Genomic DNA, 17,957 nt, shown 5'->3' with positions numbered 1-17,957 from the left:
ATTTGTAAAACTCATTAGAAAACTTTGCTCCGCACAAATGTATACGGTGAAGCGTTGTACGGAGCTTAATCAAGGGGTATAAATCCCCTATATTCATCGGCTGAATAACTTTTCTAAAAAAGTATAGTTTATCTATGCTTATTTCGTTATGGTTTTTCAGCTGGTGTATAAAATAGATTAAGGGGCCATAGACAATGCTTTGTCTATGGCCCTTTGTGTATATTATTCCGATGAGTCTTTACCGTAAATTGGAGTAGTATAGGAAAAACCACGAAGCAGAGGGCTAGTGTCGAATGACGCTATCTCTCTGCTTTTTTTAATTTCAGGAAAAGAGGAATAAAAATGAGTTTACTTAAAGTTGAAAGTTTATCACATAGTTTTATAGATAAAGTATTATACGAGAATGCTTCTTTTGATTTGCATAAAGGGGAGCATATGGGAATTGTTGGGCAGAATGGTGCAGGAAAAAGCACATTAATGAAAATATTGGTGGGGGAAATTATTTCTGATAAGGGAGACATAAAGTGGCAACCTAACATTCAAATTGGGCATCTTGATCAATACGCTGAAATTGATGAGGGTTATACCATTTCACAATATTTAAAGAGAGCTTTTTATGATTTGTATGAAATGGAAAAGAGAATGAACAAGTTATATGAAGAAAGTGCGATGACTGGAGATGAGAATCAACTACTAAAAGCGGCTGAAATGCAAGAGCAGCTTGAGGCTCGTGATTTTTATTCAGTAGACAGTATTACGAATAAGGTGGCAGCCAGTTTAGGTATTGATGCGATTGGGATGGATCGTGTTATTGGTGAATTAAGCGGAGGGCAGCGTGCAAAGGTAATTTTAGCGAAGCTCTTATTAGAAGAGCCTAATATTTTATTACTAGATGAACCGACGAATTTTCTCGATAAGGAGCATGTGGAGTGGCTTGCTAATTATTTAATGAATTTTGAAGGAGCATTTATTGTCGTGTCACATGATTTTGATTTTCTGGAAAAAGTAACTTCTTGTATATGTGATGTAGAGTTCGGAACGGTGAAGAAGTATTACGGAAAATATTCAGATTTTGTAAGACAAAAGGAGCATTTACGAAAAGATTATATTCGCCAATACCATGCACAGCAAAAGAGAATTGAAAAAACGGAAGAGTATATTCGTAGAAATATTGCTGGGGTGAATTCAAAAATAGCGCAAGGTCGTAGAAAACAATTGGAGCGTATGGAAAGAATTGCGCCACCAAGTTTTACTCATAAACCGTCTATTCATTTTCGGGAACTTCCCATTTCAGTTCAGACAGTTCTTGAAGTAAATAACCTTGAAGTTGGTTACGATTTTGCTCTTTTACCCAAGTTGAATTTTTCAGTAATGGGTGGGCAAAAATTTGTTATTACAGGTTTCAATGGAGTAGGGAAATCTACTTTATTAAAAACAATCGTTGGAAATATTGCTAGTATTTCTGGAGAGTTTCACTTTTCAGAGCAAATAAAGATTGGATATTATGAGCAAGATTTAAATTGGAGCGATGATTCTTTAACGCCGCTTCAAATTATTTCAGAGCAGTTTCCTAAACTGAATATGAAGGAAATACGCCATCATTTAGCTGCGTGTGGTGTGAAGGATACGCACGTTTCGCAAGAAATTCGTACGTTAAGTGGTGGTGAACAATCGAAGGTGAAACTGTGCGGATTATTACTATCACCTTGTAACTTCTTAATTTTAGATGAGCCGACAAATCATTTAGATGCAGAAGCGAAGGAAGCTTTGCAAAAGGCGCTAATTAAGTTTAAGGGCAGCATTATACTCGTATCTCACGAAGCAAGTTTTTATCTTGATTGGGCAGATAGCATCTTTGATATAGAGACAGGATTAGTTAAGGGGGTGGGAAACATATGAGTGAAAACAATTGGAAAACGAAAATTATATTATTTTTGACCGCTCAAACTATTTCGTTGTTCGGTTCCTCTCTCGTGCAATACGCGATTATATGGTATATCACCCTTACAACATCATCAGGAGTGATGTTGACCATTTCAACTGTTTGCGGTTTTCTACCACAAATTGCGATATCTTTGTTTGCAGGTGTTTGGATTGATCGTTATGACCGTAAAAAGATGATTATGTTATCGGATGGGGTTATAGCGATTGCGACGTTAGTTTTAGCAAGTTTATTTTTAACAGGATATAAAAGTATTTGGTTACTTTTTATTGTGTTACTCATTCGTTCAGCTGGAACAGGGGTACAAACGCCAGCTGTGAATGCATTAATTCCGCAAATCGTTCCGAAAGAGTATCTTATGAAAGTAAATGGAATAAATAGCAGTATTACATCTTTAATTATGTTTCTTTCTCCAGCAGCAAGCGCTGCGATTCTTTCTATTGCTGGCATTGAAACGACATTTTTTATTGATGTTATTACGGCTGTGGTTGGAATTAGTATTATGTTTGTTATTCAGGTGGAAGGACATGTGAATGTAGAGAGTAAGCAAAAATCTAACCTACAAGGAATTAAAGAAGGGTTCTCTTATTTAAAAGAAAATGTATTTATTAAAAGGCTAATCGTTTTATTGATTATCGTCATGATTTTAATAAGTCCAGCTGCTTTTTTAACACCTTTAATGGTAACTCGTTCTTTCGGGGCCGAAATGTGGAGACTTACTGCTAGTGAGATGACCTTTAGTGCGGGTGCGGCAGCTGGTGGCGTATTGATTGCGGCGTGGGGTGGTTTTCGTAATCGTATGCATACAACAGCGCTAGCTTGTGCATTATATGGACTGCTTATGATTGGACTCGGAATAGCACCGATATTTACTATGTATTTAGTATTTAATTTTTTAATTGGTATAACAATGCCGTGCTTCAATACACCAGTTACTGTGTTATTGCAGGAGAAAGTAGAACCATCGATGCACGGACGGATGTTTAGCCTTGTACAAATTGCGAATTCATGCGCGCTTCCTTTAGGAATGATAATATTTGGTCCGTTGTCGGATATGTTTAGTGTAGAGATTTTGTTAATTTATGCTGGGATATTCGTGCTATTTTGCGCAATGTATATTGTATTAAGCAAGAGGTTTGAAGTGTAAATATTTATAATTTAGAAGGTTTGCGAAGTGATTTAAGATGCTTCGTAAACCTTTTTGTTATTAGTTTAGTCAATAATTATTTATTGTTAAACAATAAATAATTATTGACTGTTAATGTTGTTTTAGATAATATGATGTTAACGATCTAAGGAGAATTACATGAGTAGAGGAGAATGTGAAATGAAAAATAAATACGTAGTAGCTATTTCTTTAATGATTTTAGCGATTCTTTCTTTAACTATACATGCTTCAAACAGTAAAATAGGAGCGGATGGATTCCTTGAAGAACCTTTCTTTTTCCTAGTACCGATAAGTTATGTATTGTTCCTTAGTGGTATTGGTGTATTACTATTTGGATTTATTACTTCAAAGCTGAAAAAGGGCAATAGATAGGAGCTACCAATAGGGACAAAACACTCACTATGAAATAGAAACATACCATATGGAAGAAAAAGAATAAGTGAGATGAATCATGATGAATCATTATTTTTATAATGGTAGACAAGTAGGAGCAGCTATTACGCTGGCTGGGGCACAAGGGACAATTCATGCTGTGAATCAGGCTATTCAAATGCAGCAACAAGCATATTTTGCACAAATGATGCAAAGTCAGTATATGCCGTATTCACAACTTCCGATGCAAATTGTACATTACGATGTACATCCAGCGGGTTTATTTTCCATTCCATATGGCGGGACATACTTCTTATGAAAGAAAGCGACTGGTTAGAGTCGCTTTTTTTTATATTCCGCCTAGCTTCATTCCAAGGAATGCGAAGAGGATACCAATTATGTAAGTAGCGCTTAAGTATAAGAGGAAAGTGCTAATATTTTTTCGATTGAGAAGCTGAACAGATTCTAATTTAAACGTCGAAAATGTAGTGAATGCGCCCATAAATCCAGTACCTAATAATAGTTGCCAGCCTGTAGTGACTCCGTTGCCAATTATATATCCAAGTAAAAATGCCCCTGTTATATTAATAAGGAATGTAGCAATTGGAAATTGTGTTTTATTTCTTTTCTTAAACCAATTGCTAATTGCAAATCGTGTAATCGCACCGAAAAATCCTCCTGTTGCTACTAATAAAGCTTCTATCATGAGTAATCACCATCCGTAAGAGATTTCTTAATTAAGAAATCTCCAAGTGTATAGCCAAGGCCAGACATAATGAGGCCACCAAGTATGCTACATGATACATATAAGAAGGCTATGCTCCACTCAGAATGATTGATCAATTGCACAGTTTCTACACTAAATGTTGAAAAAGTCGTAAAGGAACCGATGAATCCAGTCCCGATGCCTGTGATAACCTCTGAAGGTAAGAGGTTTAGCCGAGCGATATAAGTAGTTAGCCACGCTAAGAAGAAGCAACCGATTAAGTTAATGAGTAATGTTGCTAATGGAAATGAATGATGCCAAAATGTGGTGATATTAAGGCCTAAATAATAACGAGAAAGAGCTCCTAATATGCCAGCAATGCCAACGATAATATAAATCAATTTTCTCACCTCTTTAAATAGCTTGCTCAAAAAAATAGACTCCTACCAGTATGTATACTGGTAGGAGTCATTAGCTAAGCAGCGTTTATGGCGAACTCCATCGCCTATGATTATTACATATAGTGTACTAAATATATCGTTTAATTTCCAGTGAGGAGGTGGGTGTAAATTTTCTTTTTTTTTGATGTCTGAAGGTTTTTTAAGTAATTAAAATGGGATCGATTACTTATCAACTAAATATAGTGATATACAGTTTTAATTATGGTAAAATGTTTCTTATGTGTGTCGTTTTATTTCATTTGACTGAAAATAAAGAAAAATAAATTCGCGTGAAAAGGAGTCATTTATTTGAAGAAATTTTTAAAAATCGTATTTACATGTGTTTTAGTTTTAGCAGGCATTGTAGGAGGATTTCTAGCGTATATGACACTTACTAAAGAACAGCCTGCTGATGTTATAAGCTTGAAGGTGGAGAATAATAAGGAGCGCGTATTAGCGACTGGAAATGAATTTAAAGTTACAACATTTAATATTGGATATGCTGGGTTAGATAAGGACCAAGATTTCTTTATGGATGGTGGAAAGGGATCTGGTTCAAGTAGTAAAGAGCAAACGGAAACTAATTTAAAGAATATGCTTTCGTTTTTACAAAATGAGAATAGTGATTTTGCGCTATTACAAGAAGTTGATATAAAGTCACTTCGTTCATTTGATGTAAATGGACATGAATTTTTGAAAAAAGGATTACCTGATTATGTTTCGTCATTTGGCAAGAACTATGATACGAAATGGGTTCCAGTGCCAATAACAAATCCAATGGGATATGCGGAGGCTGGATTAAGTACGTTTTCTAAATACACTGTTCAAGAAGCGAAGAGGTTCCAGCTTCCTGGAATGGAGCCTTGGCCAAAGCGTTTGTTTGATTTAGATCGAGCAATTGTGGAATATAAAATTCCTGTTAATAATGGGAAACATGTTAGACTCGTAAATTTACATTTGTCTGCTTATGATGAAGGCGGGAAAATTAGAAAACAGCAAGTAGAGTATTTAAAAGAATATATGAACAAGCATTATGAAAATGGTGATTACGTAATAATGGGTGGAGATTGGAATCAATTAGTTTCAAACGCTCAATTAAGTGATCCGAAGTTTGTGAAAGAGCGTCCTGAGTGGTTAGTAGAGTTACCGAAGGACTTTACGGACGGTGGCTTTAAGTGGGCTGTAGATCCGTCTGTTATGACTGTGAGAGATGATGTAAAGAAATATGTAGAAGGTGAAAATTTCGTCACTATTATTGATGGCTTTATCGTTTCACCGAATGTAGAGATTGTAAATGTACAAGGGAAAGATTTAAAGTTTGAAAATAGCGATCATAACCCAGTGAGTGCGGTATTTAAACTGAAGTAATTGATATGTATAAGTAGAAGGTGGGGCTTCATATGGAGTGGTTAAAGAGGACTTGTTTTTCTAACCTTGAGAAAGAATCACAGAAAAATCATTTATTACTGTTTATAACGATTTGTAGTTTCTGCCTTGGGATAATCGCGATTGGGTATTATGGATATATTTTTACAGAGAGAGCAATAGCGTTTTGGATTTGTGGTATTTCTGTCGTTGCATTTGGAACGCTTTTTACTTTTATAAAAAGTATGGAATCAGCGTATAAATATATCATGACATTTATGTTGCTTACCATGTCTTACATCATGGTACAAGCTTTTAATGAAAGCCCGGCTGTATTTCAAATGGTCTATTTTACATTAGCTGTTTCACTTATTTATTTAAGTGAGCGCCTTATTTTAATTCTTGGCGGGGTAGCTGTTGTAATCACATTTATCCTTTGTAGCTATTGGCCGGAGCAATTTTTTGCTTATACAGCCTCGTCTGAAGCTGCTAATTTTGCAAGTTTGTTAGCGATTGTAACAATTGCTATGTGGGGCGTCACGAAAATTGGTTCTAATCTGCTCCTTCGTTTAAGTGATGAGAAGCAAGAAGTAATGAGAAAAGCTCAGGAGCTAGAAGAGACGCAAAGATTTATTGAAGAAACAGTTGTGAAACTAGATAGTAATTTCAATCATTTAAGGCAAAATATGAACACGTCGATGGAATCGATGAGTGAAATTAATTTTGCCTTTGAAGAGGTAGCAGTTGGTACGCAATCACAATCAGAGATGATGTATCGTTCGGTAGAGGTATTGAATGATATGGAGGGAAATATTGAACAAATCATCTCTCAAGTAAGAACTGCATCGGCTCGTGTGGATGAAAGCTTAGACATTTCAAAAGGTAGTGTACATACTTTAAGAAATTTTGAAGCTAACATGAGAAGTTTAAATGATGTTGTTTCACAGTCTGGAATTATATTTAGAGATTTAATGATGCAATCGAAACAAATTAATGAAATTGTAGATGTAATAACGAATATTTCAAGTCAGACGAGTTTGCTAGCTTTAAATGCAAATATTGAAGCTGCGAGGGCAGGTGAGCATGGAAAAGGTTTTGCTATTGTAGCGAGTGAAGTGTTAAAGCTTGCTGAAGAATCAAATCGTTCTGCGGGAAGAATTCAAGGGATTTTGAAGGAGTTTAGTAATCAAGCAAGTAAGGTAGAAGTGCAGGTAGAGAAGTCAGAAAGAGTACAAGAAGAGTGTAACGAAATGTTAGCAAGCGTTTTAACAAACGTAACTGATTTAGGGAAGTTTATTGATGCGATTAATAAAGTAATGCGAGAGGTTGTTGTTCATCAAGAAAGTTTCCAAGTTAAAACGACGAATATTGTAAAGGATGTTACGCATGCTTCTAACGTAATTCAGCAAACTTCTACAGCTACAGAAGAAGTGCTAGCGAGTGTGGAAGAAGAAAAACATCGAAATGATATATCGGTGAAGACGTTACATACTGTTAGCGAGCAAGTGAAGTTACTAGAAGATATTCTAGAAAAGTAATATTTCTTGAAAAGGGCACACTATGTGTGCTCTTTTTTCATTTAAATGAATACTTGATAGTAATTTAATTGCTTTTCTGCGCGTTTTCTGCCAAGCTTAAGGAGATAAAGTGAGACTAATACCTACTGATTATTAGTTGAACCTCGCAAATAGCGGGATAAAATACTTCAAAGAAAGAATTATATAGGTGACGAATATGATTGAAGTTAAGACTTCTGAACTTAGTGATGGAGAATTTAATAGAGGTGTATTTGCAACTCGTGATATTAAAAAGGGTGAGTTGATTCACTCAGCACCAGTTATCTCTTATCCGAATGAACAGCATGAACACATTGAAAAAACGTTACTTGCTGACTACGCATTTGAGTATGGGGTAAATCATACGGCATTCCTGTTAGGATACGGCATGTTATTTAATCATGCATATAATCCGAATGCAACGTATGAAATTGTCTTCGAGAATCATACTTTTAACTTCTTCGCGTATAAGGATATAAAAGCGGGAGAAGAAATTTTAATCAATTATAATGGTGAAGTGGATGACGATGAGCTATTATGGTTTGATAAGGAAAAAGAAGAGAACGAAAAATAATTTAATGAGTATAGAAAGAGCACATTCTGTGGAATGTGCTCTTTTTTCATTGATGTAAATAAAGTAAAAAGTACAAAAAAATACCACTTTCTTTTTGTATGGTATAGTAAGATACTGAGGGATAGTGCTTTGAAAAAGTCACATATTTTACAAATTGTTGTCTTTCTGATGACATGTCAAGTTTAGTAGTCCATTTGGGTTGCTTTATTATGCAATATATATTTTAATATGAGTGGCACCTCTTATAAATTAAGAGGTTTATAGGTGTCTCGAATTGATTTTGGGTACACTGTATCCACCACTTTAGGTTCTTTCATGTATGTGGGGATATTATGGGCCCGTATAACGGGATAAAATGAATATAGAAATAGAGGAATCGTAAAATGAATATGCAAGAGGTTTATAAATATTTAAGTACGGTATTGCCTGAAGGACATGTTAAACAAGATGAAATGTTAAAGAATCATACGCATATTAAAGTTGGCGGAAAAGCAGATGTTTTCGTTGCGCCTACAAATTATGATGAAATTCAAGAAGTTATCAAATATGCGAACGAATATAATATTCCAGTTACGTTTTTAGGAAATGGATCGAATGTCATTATTAAAGATGGTGGAATTCGCGGGATTACAGTAAGTTTAATTCATATTACAGGTGTTACTGTAACAGGAACGACGATTGTAGCACAGTGTGGTGCAGCAATTATTGATGTATCACGCATTGCATTAGATCATAATTTAACGGGTCTTGAGTTTGCTTGTGGTATTCCAGGTTCAGTTGGCGGAGCATTATATATGAATGCTGGTGCATACGGCGGTGAAATTTCGTTTGTATTAACAGAAGCTGTCGTAATGACAGGTGATGGAGAGCTACGTACTTTGACGAAAGAAGCATTTGAATTTGGATATCGCAAGAGTGTATTTGCGAACAACCATTACATTATTCTTGAAGCGAGATTTGAACTTGAAGAAGGTGTACGTGAAGAAATTAAAGCAAAAATGGATGATTTAACGTTTAAGCGTGAGTCAAAACAGCCTCTAGAATACCCTTCGTGTGGTAGCGTATTTAAGCGTCCACCAAATAACTTTGCTGGTAAGTTGATTCAAGACTCAGGACTACAAGGTAAGCGAATTGGTGGAGTAGAAGTTTCTTTAAAACATGCTGGATTTATGGTGAATGTTGATAACGGGACAGCACAAGATTACATCGATTTAATTCACTTCGTACAAAAGACAGTTGAAGAGAAATTTGGCGTGAAGTTAGAGCGAGAAGTAAGGATTATTGGAGAAGATAAGGAATAACGAAATACGTATGAAGATATGAATTATTTTAAAATAATATTTGGGTATTGTTGACAATTTGTTTTCAATTCAATATAATGGCTAATAATTTAACAAATAACATACGTTGAAAGAGCCCAGTAGCAGTTTGTCACTGTTAATGAGAGAGCTAGGGGTTGCTGGAACCTAGCACAAACAAACTTGCGAATTACACTCTGGAGTATCTTAGGTAATGCTAAGCGGACTAGCAATCGATATTATTGCTAAGAGTGGTATGAGTAGCTATGCTATTTATGCAAACTGGGTGGTAACACGGTGAATAATCGTCCCTATGTCTATCGTAGACATAGGGGCTTTTTTGTTTTTAAAAAATAAAGGGGATGACAAAAGATGAATATTATTGATGAATTAGAATGGCGCGGTGCCGTTAATCAGCAGACTGACGAAGAAGGCTTACGTAAGCTAATAGAAGAGAAAAAGATTTCGCTATACTGCGGAGTTGATCCAACTGGTGATAGTATGCATATCGGACATTTGATTCCGTTTATGATGATGAAGAGATTCCAATTAGCTGGCCATCATCCTGTTATTTTAATTGGCGGGGCAACAGGAACAATTGGTGATCCGAGTGGACGACAATCAGAGCGTCAACTTCAAACGTTAGAAGTGGTTCAGCATAATGTAGATGCGTTAACAGCACAAATGAAAAAGCTATTTGATTTTGGTGGAAATAGCGAAGTGAAGATGGTAAATAACTATGATTGGACACATGAAATCAATATTATTGAGTTTTTACGTGATTACGGGAAAAACTTTAGCATCAATAGCATGTTAGCGAAGGATATTGTAGCAAGCCGTTTAGATACAGGTATTTCTTTCACAGAATTCACATACCAAATTTTGCAAGCGCTGGATTTCCACCATTTATACACGAAAGAGGATGTTCAACTTCAAATTGGTGGTAGTGACCAATGGGGAAATATTACGAGTGGTTTAGATTTAATTCGTAAGTTAGAAGGTCATGAGGCGAAAGTATTCGGATTAACGATTCCGTTATTATTAAAATCGGACGGTACGAAGTTTGGTAAATCAGCAGGTGGTGCGGTTTGGCTTGATCCTGAAAAAACGACACCGTTTGAATTTTACCAGTTCTGGGTAAATACAGATGACCGTGACGTAATTAAATACTTGAAATACTTTACGTTCTTAACGAAAGAGCGTATTGGTGAATTAGCAGCGAAGTTAGAAGCGGAGCCTCATAAACGTGAAGCGCAAAAAGTGTTAGCGGAAGAAATGACGAAATTCGTTCATGGAGAAGAGGCGTTATTACAAGCGGAGAAAATTACAGCAGCATTATTTAGCGGAGATATTAAATCATTAACAGCTGATGAAATTGAACAAGGCTTTAAAGAGATGCCAACATTCCAGTCTTCAAAAGAGACAAAAAATATTGTAGAGTGGCTAGTTGATTTAGGAATTGAACCATCCAGACGACAAGCACGCGAGGACATTAATAATGGTGCGATTTCTATGAATGGTGAGAAAGTAACAGATTTGGGTACGGATGTTACTGTAGAAAATTCATTTGATGGAAGATTTATTATTATTCGTAAAGGGAAGAAGAACTATAGCCTTGTGAAATTAGGAGAATAGTTTGTGTGAAAGGGGTGGGAGTAGGAAGAATACTTCCACCCCTTTCATATACACAATTTAGACGTAAAATAATCAGTAAATTTAGACAATTAAAAGGGTTATATTATTCTTCTGCCGAATATATAAGTTAGAGAAAATTACGGATAAAAATAGCCCGAACCATGCAGGGCATGATTCGGGCTTATATTCAGATTAGTAAGCTAAGCTGAATAGACCTTTAATGTGTGATAAGTAACGAACGTTACTTGCTTCTTTCATTAATGATGCTGGTAAGCCTTTAAGTGGAGTATTGCTTGCTCCAATTGTAGCAACGGCATCTTTACGTCCTAGACTAGCAAGTGTTCCAGAGTTTACAGGTGCGAACTCTTCGAATGCTTTGCCCTCTAGTGCTGCGTATAAGTTGTATCCAATTAGCTCACCCATTTGCCAAGCGATTTGTGCAGTTGGTGGGTATGGACGACCGTCTGGAGAGAAGACAACAGCGCTGTCTCCAGCAACGAATACGTCTTTGTGAGAAGTAGATTGTAGGTATGCATCAACTGTTGCACGGCCACGGTTAACTTCAAGACCTGATTCACCGATTAATGGGTTACCTTGTACGCCACCTGTCCAAACGAATGTGTTAGCAACAAGTTTTTGACCGTCTTTTAAGTCGATTTCATTGCCAGCAACGTTTGTTACAGGAAGACCTGTTAAGAATGTAACACCGCGTGCTTCTAGGCTAGTAGTTGCACGTTCGATTAAGTGATCTGGTAATACTGGAAGGATTTTTGGACCTGCTTCAACAAGAAGAAGTTTAACTTCTTTTGGATTTACGCCGTGGCTTTTTGCAAGTTTAGGCATAATGTCAGCAAGCTCACCAACTAGCTCAACACCAGTTAATCCGCCACCACCGATTACGATTGTAGCATCAGCTTCGTTTTTCGTTTTCGCGTATTCACGAATACGGTCTTCAACGTGTTTGTAGATTTTGTTTGCATCAGCAGCAGATTTTAATACCATGCTGTTTTCTTCTAGTCCTGGAATACCGAAGTAAGCAGTTTTACTTCCTAAAGCAACTACAAGTGCATCGTAAGATAAAGTAGTGCCGCCAGCTAGTTTGATTTCTTTGCTATCAACTGAGAATGACTCAACTGTTGCAATTTTAAGATCGATGTCTTTGCCTTTGAAAAGCTTTGTAAGTGGCATTGCAATTGCTTGCTCAGCAACGTTACCAGCTGCAAGGCGGTGTAGTTCAGTGATGATTTGGTGTGTTGGGTATTGGTTAATCACTGTAACTTGTGCTTCTGATTTGCTGTAATATTTACGTACGTTTAAAGCGGCAAGAAGACCGCCATAACCAGCGCCTAAGATGACAATTTGTTTTGACATAGTATGATATCCCCCGTCTTTACTAATTGTTGTTATAAGTTAAATTATTTATTGTTACGTTCTGCACTAATTTGAAGATATGCGTTCACAAAGCGGAACATTTTTTGTGCTTGTGGATCTTTTAGTAATTTTAATAGACCGAATAGGCCGATAACTTCAGTACTTTCGTCAGCACGATCTTTCGCTTCGATTGCAGTTGCAGCCATGCTTTTCACTGTATCTTTTACAGGTTCTACAAGCTCTGTAATTGCACCAACAGTGTCGCTTTTTAATACTTCATCAGTAGCAACAGTTTGAGCGAAGTCATAAGACTTAGTTAAAATGTTAACAAGCTCAGTTAATTTTGGAAGCTGTTCTACTAGTGTTGTTAATGATTCTTGTACCTCAGGTTTTAACAACTGATCAAGTACATCAAGTTGTCCTTGGCTAGCAGAAATTTGTACAGTTTCTTGTTCTGGCTTTGTTTGAGTCATAGTTTCTGGCATCTCCAATTCTCCTTTACGATAGCAATACTCTTATTTTTTATAAGTAAGATAGTAAACGTTTACGAAACTTTATGCAAAGTTTCACAAAACACAATAAAATGCCTTTAAATATATGGCAGCAAACAAGCTGACATATATCTAAAACCATATTTTCTTACCTATTGTTTATGAACTGTCCGATACATGGCTTGTCCGCATAATGGAAAAGCTCCGCTACCGGAAAGTGTATATAATATATATCCTATATTATATACTATATGCACCTATGTTAACATAAAAATGATTCCTAATTATTTGATATTGAGTGTATAACCTAGTGCTGACAAGGTATGAAAGCGTATAAAATATTTTGTTTTAGTTAGAAATGTACATATATATATAGAAAAAAAGGAAAAAACGAACAAATTCATGTTCGTTTTTTCCTTTTTCCTATTATTCACCTTCTGCAATTAGTATCGATGTATTACCTTCTTTTTCAAGATGACATTCGCCCCAAGTACAAAGAGAGTCAAGAATTGATTCTAAAGACCAACCGTAATCAGTAAGGGAGTATTCTACTTTTGGTGGGACTTGGTTGTAGACTTTTCTTTGAATGACCCCGTCGTCTTCTAATTCGCGTAATTGCTGAGTTAACATTTTTTGTGTAATACCAGGCATTAAACGTTTTAGTTCACTCGTTCTTTTTGTGCCTTTCGTTAGATGACAAAGGATAACAACCTTCCATTTTCCACCGATAACCTCTAAAGTCGCCTCTACAGGAATATTGTATTTCTTCATATGAAACCCTCCTTTTATGAGTAAAGTAAGCTTAATAATACAAATGTTACTTTTTAGTACCTATAGCACTTTAAAGTACGTACTTTTTATCATGTTAAATATGTTTCATAATAGCACATGTAAGAAGCAAGTGAGTAGTACGGTACCTAAAAGTGACTATGTTACTTTTTGGTACCTATCGTACTTTAAAGTGCGTTCTTCAAAAAAGGAATGAAACCATTCATAATAGCATTTGTAAGTATAAAATATATTTTTTAGAAGATAAAAGGGCCTTTTTATCACACTATTATGATTGGATTTCTTGTAATAAGGAGGAATTCAATTGAGTTCATATACAGTACCGTCTTCAGAAGTTCAGACGAATCGAAGAAGTATGTTTGCTTTATTAGCACTAGCAATTAGTGCATTTGGGATTGGTACGACCGAGTTTATTAGTGTCGGTTTACTACCATCTATTTCGAAAGATTTAAATGTTTCGGTTACAACAGCTGGTTTAACCGTTTCTTTATATGCATTAGGAGTAGCGTTTGGTGCTCCAGTATTGACGTCATTAACAGCTAGTATGTCGCGAAAGACGTTGTTAATGTGGATTATGATTATTTTCATTATTGGCAATGGTATTGCGGCAGTAGCAACAAGTTTTACTGTGTTACTTATCGCGAGGGTTGTATCTGCATTTGCGCATGGGGTTTTTATGTCAATTGGATCTACAATTGCGGCTGCGCTTGTACCTGAGAATAAACGTGCAAGTGCAATAGCATTTATGTTTACTGGTTTAACTGTTGCGACTATTACAGGTGTACCAATTGGAACATTTATCGGTCAACAATTTGGTTGGAGGGCCTCGTTTATTGTTATTGTGGCAATTGGAATAGTTGCTTTAATCGCCAACAGTATGCTAATTCCTTCTAACTTAAAAAAGGGTACGTCTGTATCATTTCACGATCAATTTAAGTTGATTACGAACGGAAGACTATTACTTGTATTTATCATTACTGCATTAGGATACGGGGGAACATTCGTAACATTTACGTATTTATCTCCGTTATTACAAGAAGTAACAGGATTTAAAGCAAGTACCGTTACAATTATTTTGTTAGTGTACGGAATTGCAATTGCGATTGGGAATATGGTCGGCGGAAAATTATCAAATCATAATCCGATTCGAGCGTTATTTTACATGTTCTTTATTCAAGCGATTGTATTATTTGTTTTAACATTTACAGCGCCATTTAAAGTTGCTGGATTCATTACAATTATTTTCATGGGACTATTCGCATTTATGAATGTTCCAGGGCTACAAGTGTATGTCGTTATCTTGGCTGAGAGGTTTGTACCTAGCGCTGTTGATGTAGCATCGGCGATTAACATTGCAGCATTTAACGCAGGAATTGCTCTTGGTGCTTACTTGGGCGGTATTGTAACGAACTCGTTAGGATTAATTCATACGGCTTGGGTAGGCGGAATTATGGTAGTAGGTGCTGTGATTTTAACAGCGTGGAGCATGACATTAGAAAAAAGAGATCAAGTAAAATAAAAGGAGAGAAAATAAAATGAAAAACTTACAAAGTAAAACAGTATTAAATAATGGTGTAGAAATGCCTTGGTTCGGTTTAGGTGTATTTAAAGTAGAAGAAGGACCAGAACTTGTAGAAGCTGTAAAATCAGCTATTAAAGCAGGATACCGTAGCATCGATACAGCTGCAATTTACGGAAATGAAAAAGCTGTAGGTGAAGGAATACGTGCCGGTATTGAAGCGACTGGTATTTCAAGAGAAGAATTATTTATCACTTCAAAAGTATGGAACGCAGATCAAGGATACGAAGAAACAATTGCTGCATACGAAGAGAGCTTAAAGAAATTAGAACTAGATTATTTAGACCTATATCTTGTTCACTGGCCTGTAGAAGGAAAATATAAAGATACGTGGAGAGCGCTAGAAACACTTTATAAAGAAGATCGCGTACGTGCAATTGGCGTAAGTAACTTCCAAATTCACCACTTACAAGATGTAATGAAAGATGCAGAAATTAAGCCAATGATTAACCAAGTAGAATACCACCCTCGTTTAACACAAAAAGAATTACAAGCTTTCTGTAAAGAACAAGGTATTCAAATGGAAGCATGGTCACCACTTATGCAAGGTCAATTATTAGATAACGAAACATTACAAGCAATTGCTGAGAAACACGGTAAAACAACAGCACAAGTGATTTTACGTTGGGATCTTCAAAACGGAGTAATCACAATTCCAAAATCAACGAAAGAACACCGCATTATTGCAAACGCGGATGTATTTAACTTTGAATTAACAAAAGAAGACATGGAAACAATCGATGCGTTAAACGAAAATCATCGCGTTGGTCCAGATCCTGATAACTTCGATTTCTAAGATTAAAGTAAGAAAGAAAAAAGAGTGCTTTTATGCACTCTTTTTTGTGCATAAAAATATTTTCTAATTAAATACTACTTAGTATTAAGTTTGTTATTAAGGGGCTGTAAATATGAATATAAAGCAATCGTTCAAACTTTTAGCTATGTTTTTAAGTGTCTTATTTGTATTATTCCCACTTCAAAAAGCATTCGCAGAAGTTATGGACCATACAAAGTATGAAATGGATTGGAGTTATAGTAGGTCAAAGAAGAAACCAATTCGAACAGAACTTATTAAAACGGCAGATGGAAAAATTGCATTTTGCTTAAATGTAGACTTAAAATCTCCGAGCGGTCAAGACTTACCAGAAATGGGTAAAGTAGATATTAACGTGTACCGTGTACTGTTGAATGGATATCCACAAAAGAGCCCACAAGAATTAGGGGTATCTGATTGGAGAGAGGCGCATTACGCAACGCAGCTGGCAGTGTGGAATGCGTTAAAACAAATTGATGTTAATGATTTAGATTTCCGCAATAAAAATGTAGAGAAAGTAACGAAAGACATCGTTGCAAAAGCAAATGCTAGTGAAGAGTTACAAGAAATTACGATGAGTGTAACTCCTACAGAAGAACAAGAAGCAGTATTGAAAAATGATTTCTTTGAAACAGGTTTATATACAGTAGAAACAAATGCAAAAAGCGGAACGTATAAAGTGCAAGCAACAGGTGCACCAGCGGGCGTGAAATTTGCAAATGAAAAAGGCGAAACAAAAACAGAATTTAATGTAGGAGAGAAGTTCCGCATTTTAATTCCGAAACAAACACCAGCTGGTGGATTTAGCTTTAAAGTATCAGGAAATTTAACGAGATTACAAGGGATTGCGCATAAAGGTACATCTACTATTCAAAATGCAGTAGTATTACTTGAGCGTAGTGAAGAGAAAACGAGCCCTGAGTTAGCGGTAAGTTGGAAAAAGGCTGAGGCTCCAAATAAACCAAATAAGCCATATACTCCAAATGAACCGCATAAACCGAATCAAATTAAAAGATAGTGAAAAAAGCATTGGCATTTGCCAGTGCTTTTTTCTTGGCCTAAATTTTTGGTATGAAAAATTGCTATAGTATCCTCTTTTATAAGTACGAAAAAATTTTTAAAGGGTTAGAATTAGTCTGTTTTGGCTTCTTTACATCACTATAAATTATCCCGCTATTTGCTGTGCAGTAAGACCCCCACCTCAAAATTTAGCGGAAGCAAAGAAGTTAGGTGGGGGATGAACAAAACCCCCCACTGATTAAAGTTTCACTTTATAATGAAAATGAGAAATTAGAAAGAAAGAGGGAATTATGACTCTTCATATTTGTAAAATAACGAATGAAAATCGAAATGAAATTGCTAATTTAAAGGTAACCGGAGAACAGCATAAGTTTATTGAAAGTACAGTTTTAGATTGTTTAGTCGATGCTGACACAAAATATAAAGGTGATGCTGCTTCAGTAGGGTTTTATGATGGTGACATGACAATCGGATAAGCGATGTACGGTTGGTTTGAAGAAAAAGAGCAGGCTGTATAGTTAAATCAATTCATGATTGATAGTAAATACTAAGGTAAAGGTTATGCAAAAGCATTATTACGTTTGCTAATAGATTATTTGCAAAAAGAGTATGATCGAAAAGCTATATATTTAAGTATATATCCAGAGAATAAACTTTCCCAAAAATTATATGAATCAATTGGATTTCATTTAACTGGTGAAATTGAAGGTGAATGAGTAAATGGAAAAAGATTTATATGAAACGTATACTGAATCAATAAGAACCTGTCACAAAAGAGTAGCATCTTTTAAGACGGTTTTTTATTTTGAAATAATATTAAAGAATTAAAATCTTAAC

Annotated in this window: 19 protein-coding genes, 1 riboswitch and 1 other annotated feature; of the genes, 14 read left to right on the top strand and 5 right to left on the bottom strand. The window is 35.8% G+C overall.

Features of this window, described 5'->3' with window-relative positions:
- Positions 1 to 342: 342 nt before the first annotated feature.
- The 4 genes from JFU02_RS16850 (at position 343) to JFU02_RS16835 (ending at position 3,801) form a co-directional block, all read left to right on the top strand.
- Positions 343 to 1,899 carry an ABC-F family ATP-binding cassette domain-containing protein gene (locus tag JFU02_RS16850; RefSeq protein ID WP_201071300.1) on the top strand — a complete coding sequence of 519 codons (1,557 nt, stop codon included), beginning with the start codon at positions 343 to 345 and terminating at the stop codon, positions 1,897 to 1,899.
- On the top strand, positions 1,896 to 3,089 hold the full coding sequence (locus JFU02_RS16845) for an MFS transporter (protein WP_061666147.1): 1,194 nt from the start codon (positions 1,896 to 1,898) through the stop codon (positions 3,087 to 3,089). The genes JFU02_RS16850 and JFU02_RS16845 overlap by 4 nt, the downstream gene beginning before the upstream one ends.
- A gap of 159 nt (positions 3,090 to 3,248) precedes the next feature.
- The gene (locus tag JFU02_RS16840) at positions 3,249 to 3,482 is read left to right on the top strand and encodes a DUF3955 domain-containing protein (protein WP_061666146.1); all 234 of its coding nucleotides are present in this window, start codon (positions 3,249 to 3,251) and stop codon (positions 3,480 to 3,482) included.
- A gap of 79 nt (positions 3,483 to 3,561) precedes the next feature.
- Complete coding sequence (locus JFU02_RS16835) at positions 3,562 to 3,801, top strand: DUF3947 family protein (RefSeq protein WP_000980956.1); 240 nt, start codon at positions 3,562 to 3,564, stop codon at positions 3,799 to 3,801.
- A 30-nt stretch (positions 3,802 to 3,831) separates the two neighbouring features.
- Here the strand turns inward: JFU02_RS16835 and crcB (JFU02_RS16830) are convergent, their stop codons facing one another.
- Both crcB (JFU02_RS16830) and crcB (JFU02_RS16825) read right to left on the bottom strand, forming a co-directional pair.
- Entirely contained in the window at positions 3,832 to 4,188 is a 357-nt protein-coding gene (gene crcB, locus JFU02_RS16830) for a fluoride efflux transporter CrcB (RefSeq protein WP_061666145.1), read from the bottom strand.
- Complete coding sequence (gene crcB, locus JFU02_RS16825; RefSeq protein WP_201072149.1) at positions 4,185 to 4,589, bottom strand: fluoride efflux transporter CrcB; 405 nt, start codon at positions 4,587 to 4,589, stop codon at positions 4,185 to 4,187. Before crcB (JFU02_RS16825) ends, crcB (JFU02_RS16830) begins: the two co-directional genes overlap by 4 nt.
- A 54-nt stretch (positions 4,590 to 4,643) precedes the next feature.
- Positions 4,644 to 4,703: riboswitch (Fluoride riboswitch) on the bottom strand.
- Positions 4,704 to 4,937: 234 nt separating this feature from the next.
- Between crcB (JFU02_RS16825) and JFU02_RS16820 the strand changes: the two genes are divergently transcribed.
- From JFU02_RS16820 to tyrS, 5 genes are all read left to right on the top strand, one after another.
- A complete protein-coding gene (locus JFU02_RS16820) occupies positions 4,938 to 5,996 on the top strand; it encodes an endonuclease/exonuclease/phosphatase family protein (protein ID WP_000714046.1) in 1,059 nt (352 codons plus the stop codon).
- A 32-nt stretch (positions 5,997 to 6,028) separates the two neighbouring features.
- Positions 6,029 to 7,531, top strand: a complete 1,503-nt coding sequence (locus tag JFU02_RS16815) for a DUF4077 domain-containing protein (protein ID WP_000455071.1) — start codon at positions 6,029 to 6,031, stop codon at positions 7,529 to 7,531.
- A gap of 196 nt (positions 7,532 to 7,727) precedes the next feature.
- Positions 7,728 to 8,123 carry an SET domain-containing protein gene (locus tag JFU02_RS16810; RefSeq protein ID WP_000573651.1) on the top strand — a complete coding sequence of 132 codons (396 nt, stop codon included), beginning with the start codon at positions 7,728 to 7,730 and terminating at the stop codon, positions 8,121 to 8,123.
- A gap of 383 nt (positions 8,124 to 8,506) precedes the next feature.
- The gene (gene murB / locus JFU02_RS16805) at positions 8,507 to 9,424 is read left to right on the top strand and encodes a UDP-N-acetylmuramate dehydrogenase (protein ID WP_001057103.1); all 918 of its coding nucleotides are present in this window, start codon (positions 8,507 to 8,509) and stop codon (positions 9,422 to 9,424) included.
- A gap of 97 nt (positions 9,425 to 9,521) precedes the next feature.
- Positions 9,522 to 9,737: a binding site (T-box leader), on the top strand.
- Positions 9,738 to 9,793: 56 nt separating this feature from the next.
- On the top strand, positions 9,794 to 11,056 hold the full coding sequence (gene tyrS / locus JFU02_RS16800; protein WP_086406396.1) for a tyrosine--tRNA ligase: 1,263 nt from the start codon (positions 9,794 to 9,796) through the stop codon (positions 11,054 to 11,056).
- Positions 11,057 to 11,248: 192 nt separating this feature from the next.
- Here tyrS and JFU02_RS16795 read toward each other — a convergent pair whose 3' ends face one another.
- The 3 genes from JFU02_RS16795 to JFU02_RS16785 all read right to left on the bottom strand — a co-directional run bounded on the left by JFU02_RS16795 (position 11,249) and on the right by JFU02_RS16785 (position 13,689).
- Positions 11,249 to 12,427: an NAD(P)/FAD-dependent oxidoreductase gene (locus JFU02_RS16795; RefSeq protein ID WP_000043197.1), complete on the bottom strand. Its 1,179-nt coding sequence runs from the start codon at positions 12,425 to 12,427 to the stop codon at positions 11,249 to 11,251.
- Between the two features lie 44 nt (positions 12,428 to 12,471).
- Positions 12,472 to 12,912 carry a DUF1641 domain-containing protein gene (locus JFU02_RS16790; RefSeq protein WP_001115310.1) on the bottom strand — a complete coding sequence of 147 codons (441 nt, stop codon included), beginning with the start codon at positions 12,910 to 12,912 and terminating at the stop codon, positions 12,472 to 12,474.
- Between the two features lie 432 nt (positions 12,913 to 13,344).
- The gene (locus JFU02_RS16785; RefSeq protein ID WP_097820901.1) at positions 13,345 to 13,689 is read right to left on the bottom strand and encodes a winged helix-turn-helix transcriptional regulator; all 345 of its coding nucleotides are present in this window, start codon (positions 13,687 to 13,689) and stop codon (positions 13,345 to 13,347) included.
- Positions 13,690 to 14,062: 373 nt separating this feature from the next.
- Between JFU02_RS16785 and JFU02_RS16780 the strand changes: the two genes are divergently transcribed.
- The 5 genes from JFU02_RS16780 to JFU02_RS32775 all read left to right on the top strand — a co-directional run bounded on the left by JFU02_RS16780 (position 14,063) and on the right by JFU02_RS32775 (position 17,836).
- The gene (locus JFU02_RS16780; protein WP_003308093.1) at positions 14,063 to 15,226 is read left to right on the top strand and encodes an MFS transporter; all 1,164 of its coding nucleotides are present in this window, start codon (positions 14,063 to 14,065) and stop codon (positions 15,224 to 15,226) included.
- Between the two features lie 16 nt (positions 15,227 to 15,242).
- The gene (locus JFU02_RS16775; protein WP_000793559.1) at positions 15,243 to 16,082 is read left to right on the top strand and encodes an aldo/keto reductase; all 840 of its coding nucleotides are present in this window, start codon (positions 15,243 to 15,245) and stop codon (positions 16,080 to 16,082) included.
- Between the two features lie 112 nt (positions 16,083 to 16,194).
- Positions 16,195 to 17,118, top strand: coding sequence for a thioester domain-containing protein (locus JFU02_RS16770; protein ID WP_086406399.1), 924 nt, complete (start codon positions 16,195 to 16,197; stop codon positions 17,116 to 17,118).
- 292 nt (positions 17,119 to 17,410) lie between these two features.
- Positions 17,411 to 17,596 (top strand): hypothetical protein, encoded by a 186-nt coding sequence (locus tag JFU02_RS32780; protein ID WP_086406400.1) that lies wholly within the window; start codon positions 17,411 to 17,413, stop codon positions 17,594 to 17,596.
- A 105-nt stretch (positions 17,597 to 17,701) separates the two neighbouring features.
- Positions 17,702 to 17,836 (top strand): GNAT family N-acetyltransferase, encoded by a 135-nt coding sequence (locus tag JFU02_RS32775; RefSeq protein WP_412459761.1) that lies wholly within the window; start codon positions 17,702 to 17,704, stop codon positions 17,834 to 17,836.
- The last annotated feature ends 121 nt before the right edge of the window (positions 17,837 to 17,957 follow it).

The sequence above is a fragment of the Bacillus sp. TH13 genome (assembly GCF_016651175.1).
In the GTDB taxonomy this organism is placed as follows: Bacteria; Bacillota; Bacilli; order Bacillales; family Bacillaceae_G; genus Bacillus_A; species Bacillus_A thuringiensis_S.
This window is presented reverse-complemented; position numbering and strand designations above follow the sequence as displayed.

What these genes read in the sequence shown, in the direction of transcription:
- JFU02_RS32780 (WP_086406400.1), top strand. Translation starts at nt 17,411, where the DNA reads ATGACTCTTCATATTTGTAAAATAACGAATGAAAATCGAAATGAAATT.
- crcB (WP_061666145.1), bottom strand. Translation starts at nt 4,188, where the DNA reads ATGATAGAAGCTTTATTAGTAGCAACAGGAGGATTTTTCGGTGCGATT.
- JFU02_RS16850 (WP_201071300.1), top strand. Translation starts at nt 343, where the DNA reads ATGAGTTTACTTAAAGTTGAAAGTTTATCACATAGTTTTATAGATAAA.
- tyrS (WP_086406396.1), top strand. Translation starts at nt 9,794, where the DNA reads ATGAATATTATTGATGAATTAGAATGGCGCGGTGCCGTTAATCAGCAG.
- JFU02_RS16810 (WP_000573651.1), top strand. Translation starts at nt 7,728, where the DNA reads ATGATTGAAGTTAAGACTTCTGAACTTAGTGATGGAGAATTTAATAGA.
- JFU02_RS16780 (WP_003308093.1), top strand. Translation starts at nt 14,063, where the DNA reads ATGTTTGCTTTATTAGCACTAGCAATTAGTGCATTTGGGATTGGTACG.
- JFU02_RS16790 (WP_001115310.1), bottom strand. Translation starts at nt 12,912, where the DNA reads ATGCCAGAAACTATGACTCAAACAAAGCCAGAACAAGAAACTGTACAA.
- JFU02_RS16840 (WP_061666146.1), top strand. Translation starts at nt 3,249, where the DNA reads ATGAGTAGAGGAGAATGTGAAATGAAAAATAAATACGTAGTAGCTATT.
- JFU02_RS16845 (WP_061666147.1), top strand. Translation starts at nt 1,896, where the DNA reads ATGAGTGAAAACAATTGGAAAACGAAAATTATATTATTTTTGACCGCT.
- murB (WP_001057103.1), top strand. Translation starts at nt 8,507, where the DNA reads ATGAATATGCAAGAGGTTTATAAATATTTAAGTACGGTATTGCCTGAA.
- JFU02_RS16815 (WP_000455071.1), top strand. Translation starts at nt 6,029, where the DNA reads ATGGAGTGGTTAAAGAGGACTTGTTTTTCTAACCTTGAGAAAGAATCA.
- JFU02_RS16835 (WP_000980956.1), top strand. Translation starts at nt 3,562, where the DNA reads ATGATGAATCATTATTTTTATAATGGTAGACAAGTAGGAGCAGCTATT.
- JFU02_RS16775 (WP_000793559.1), top strand. Translation starts at nt 15,243, where the DNA reads ATGAAAAACTTACAAAGTAAAACAGTATTAAATAATGGTGTAGAAATG.
- JFU02_RS16785 (WP_097820901.1), bottom strand. Translation starts at nt 13,689, where the DNA reads ATGAAGAAATACAATATTCCTGTAGAGGCGACTTTAGAGGTTATCGGT.
- JFU02_RS16770 (WP_086406399.1), top strand. Translation starts at nt 16,195, where the DNA reads ATGAATATAAAGCAATCGTTCAAACTTTTAGCTATGTTTTTAAGTGTC.
- JFU02_RS16795 (WP_000043197.1), bottom strand. Translation starts at nt 12,427, where the DNA reads ATGTCAAAACAAATTGTCATCTTAGGCGCTGGTTATGGCGGTCTTCTT.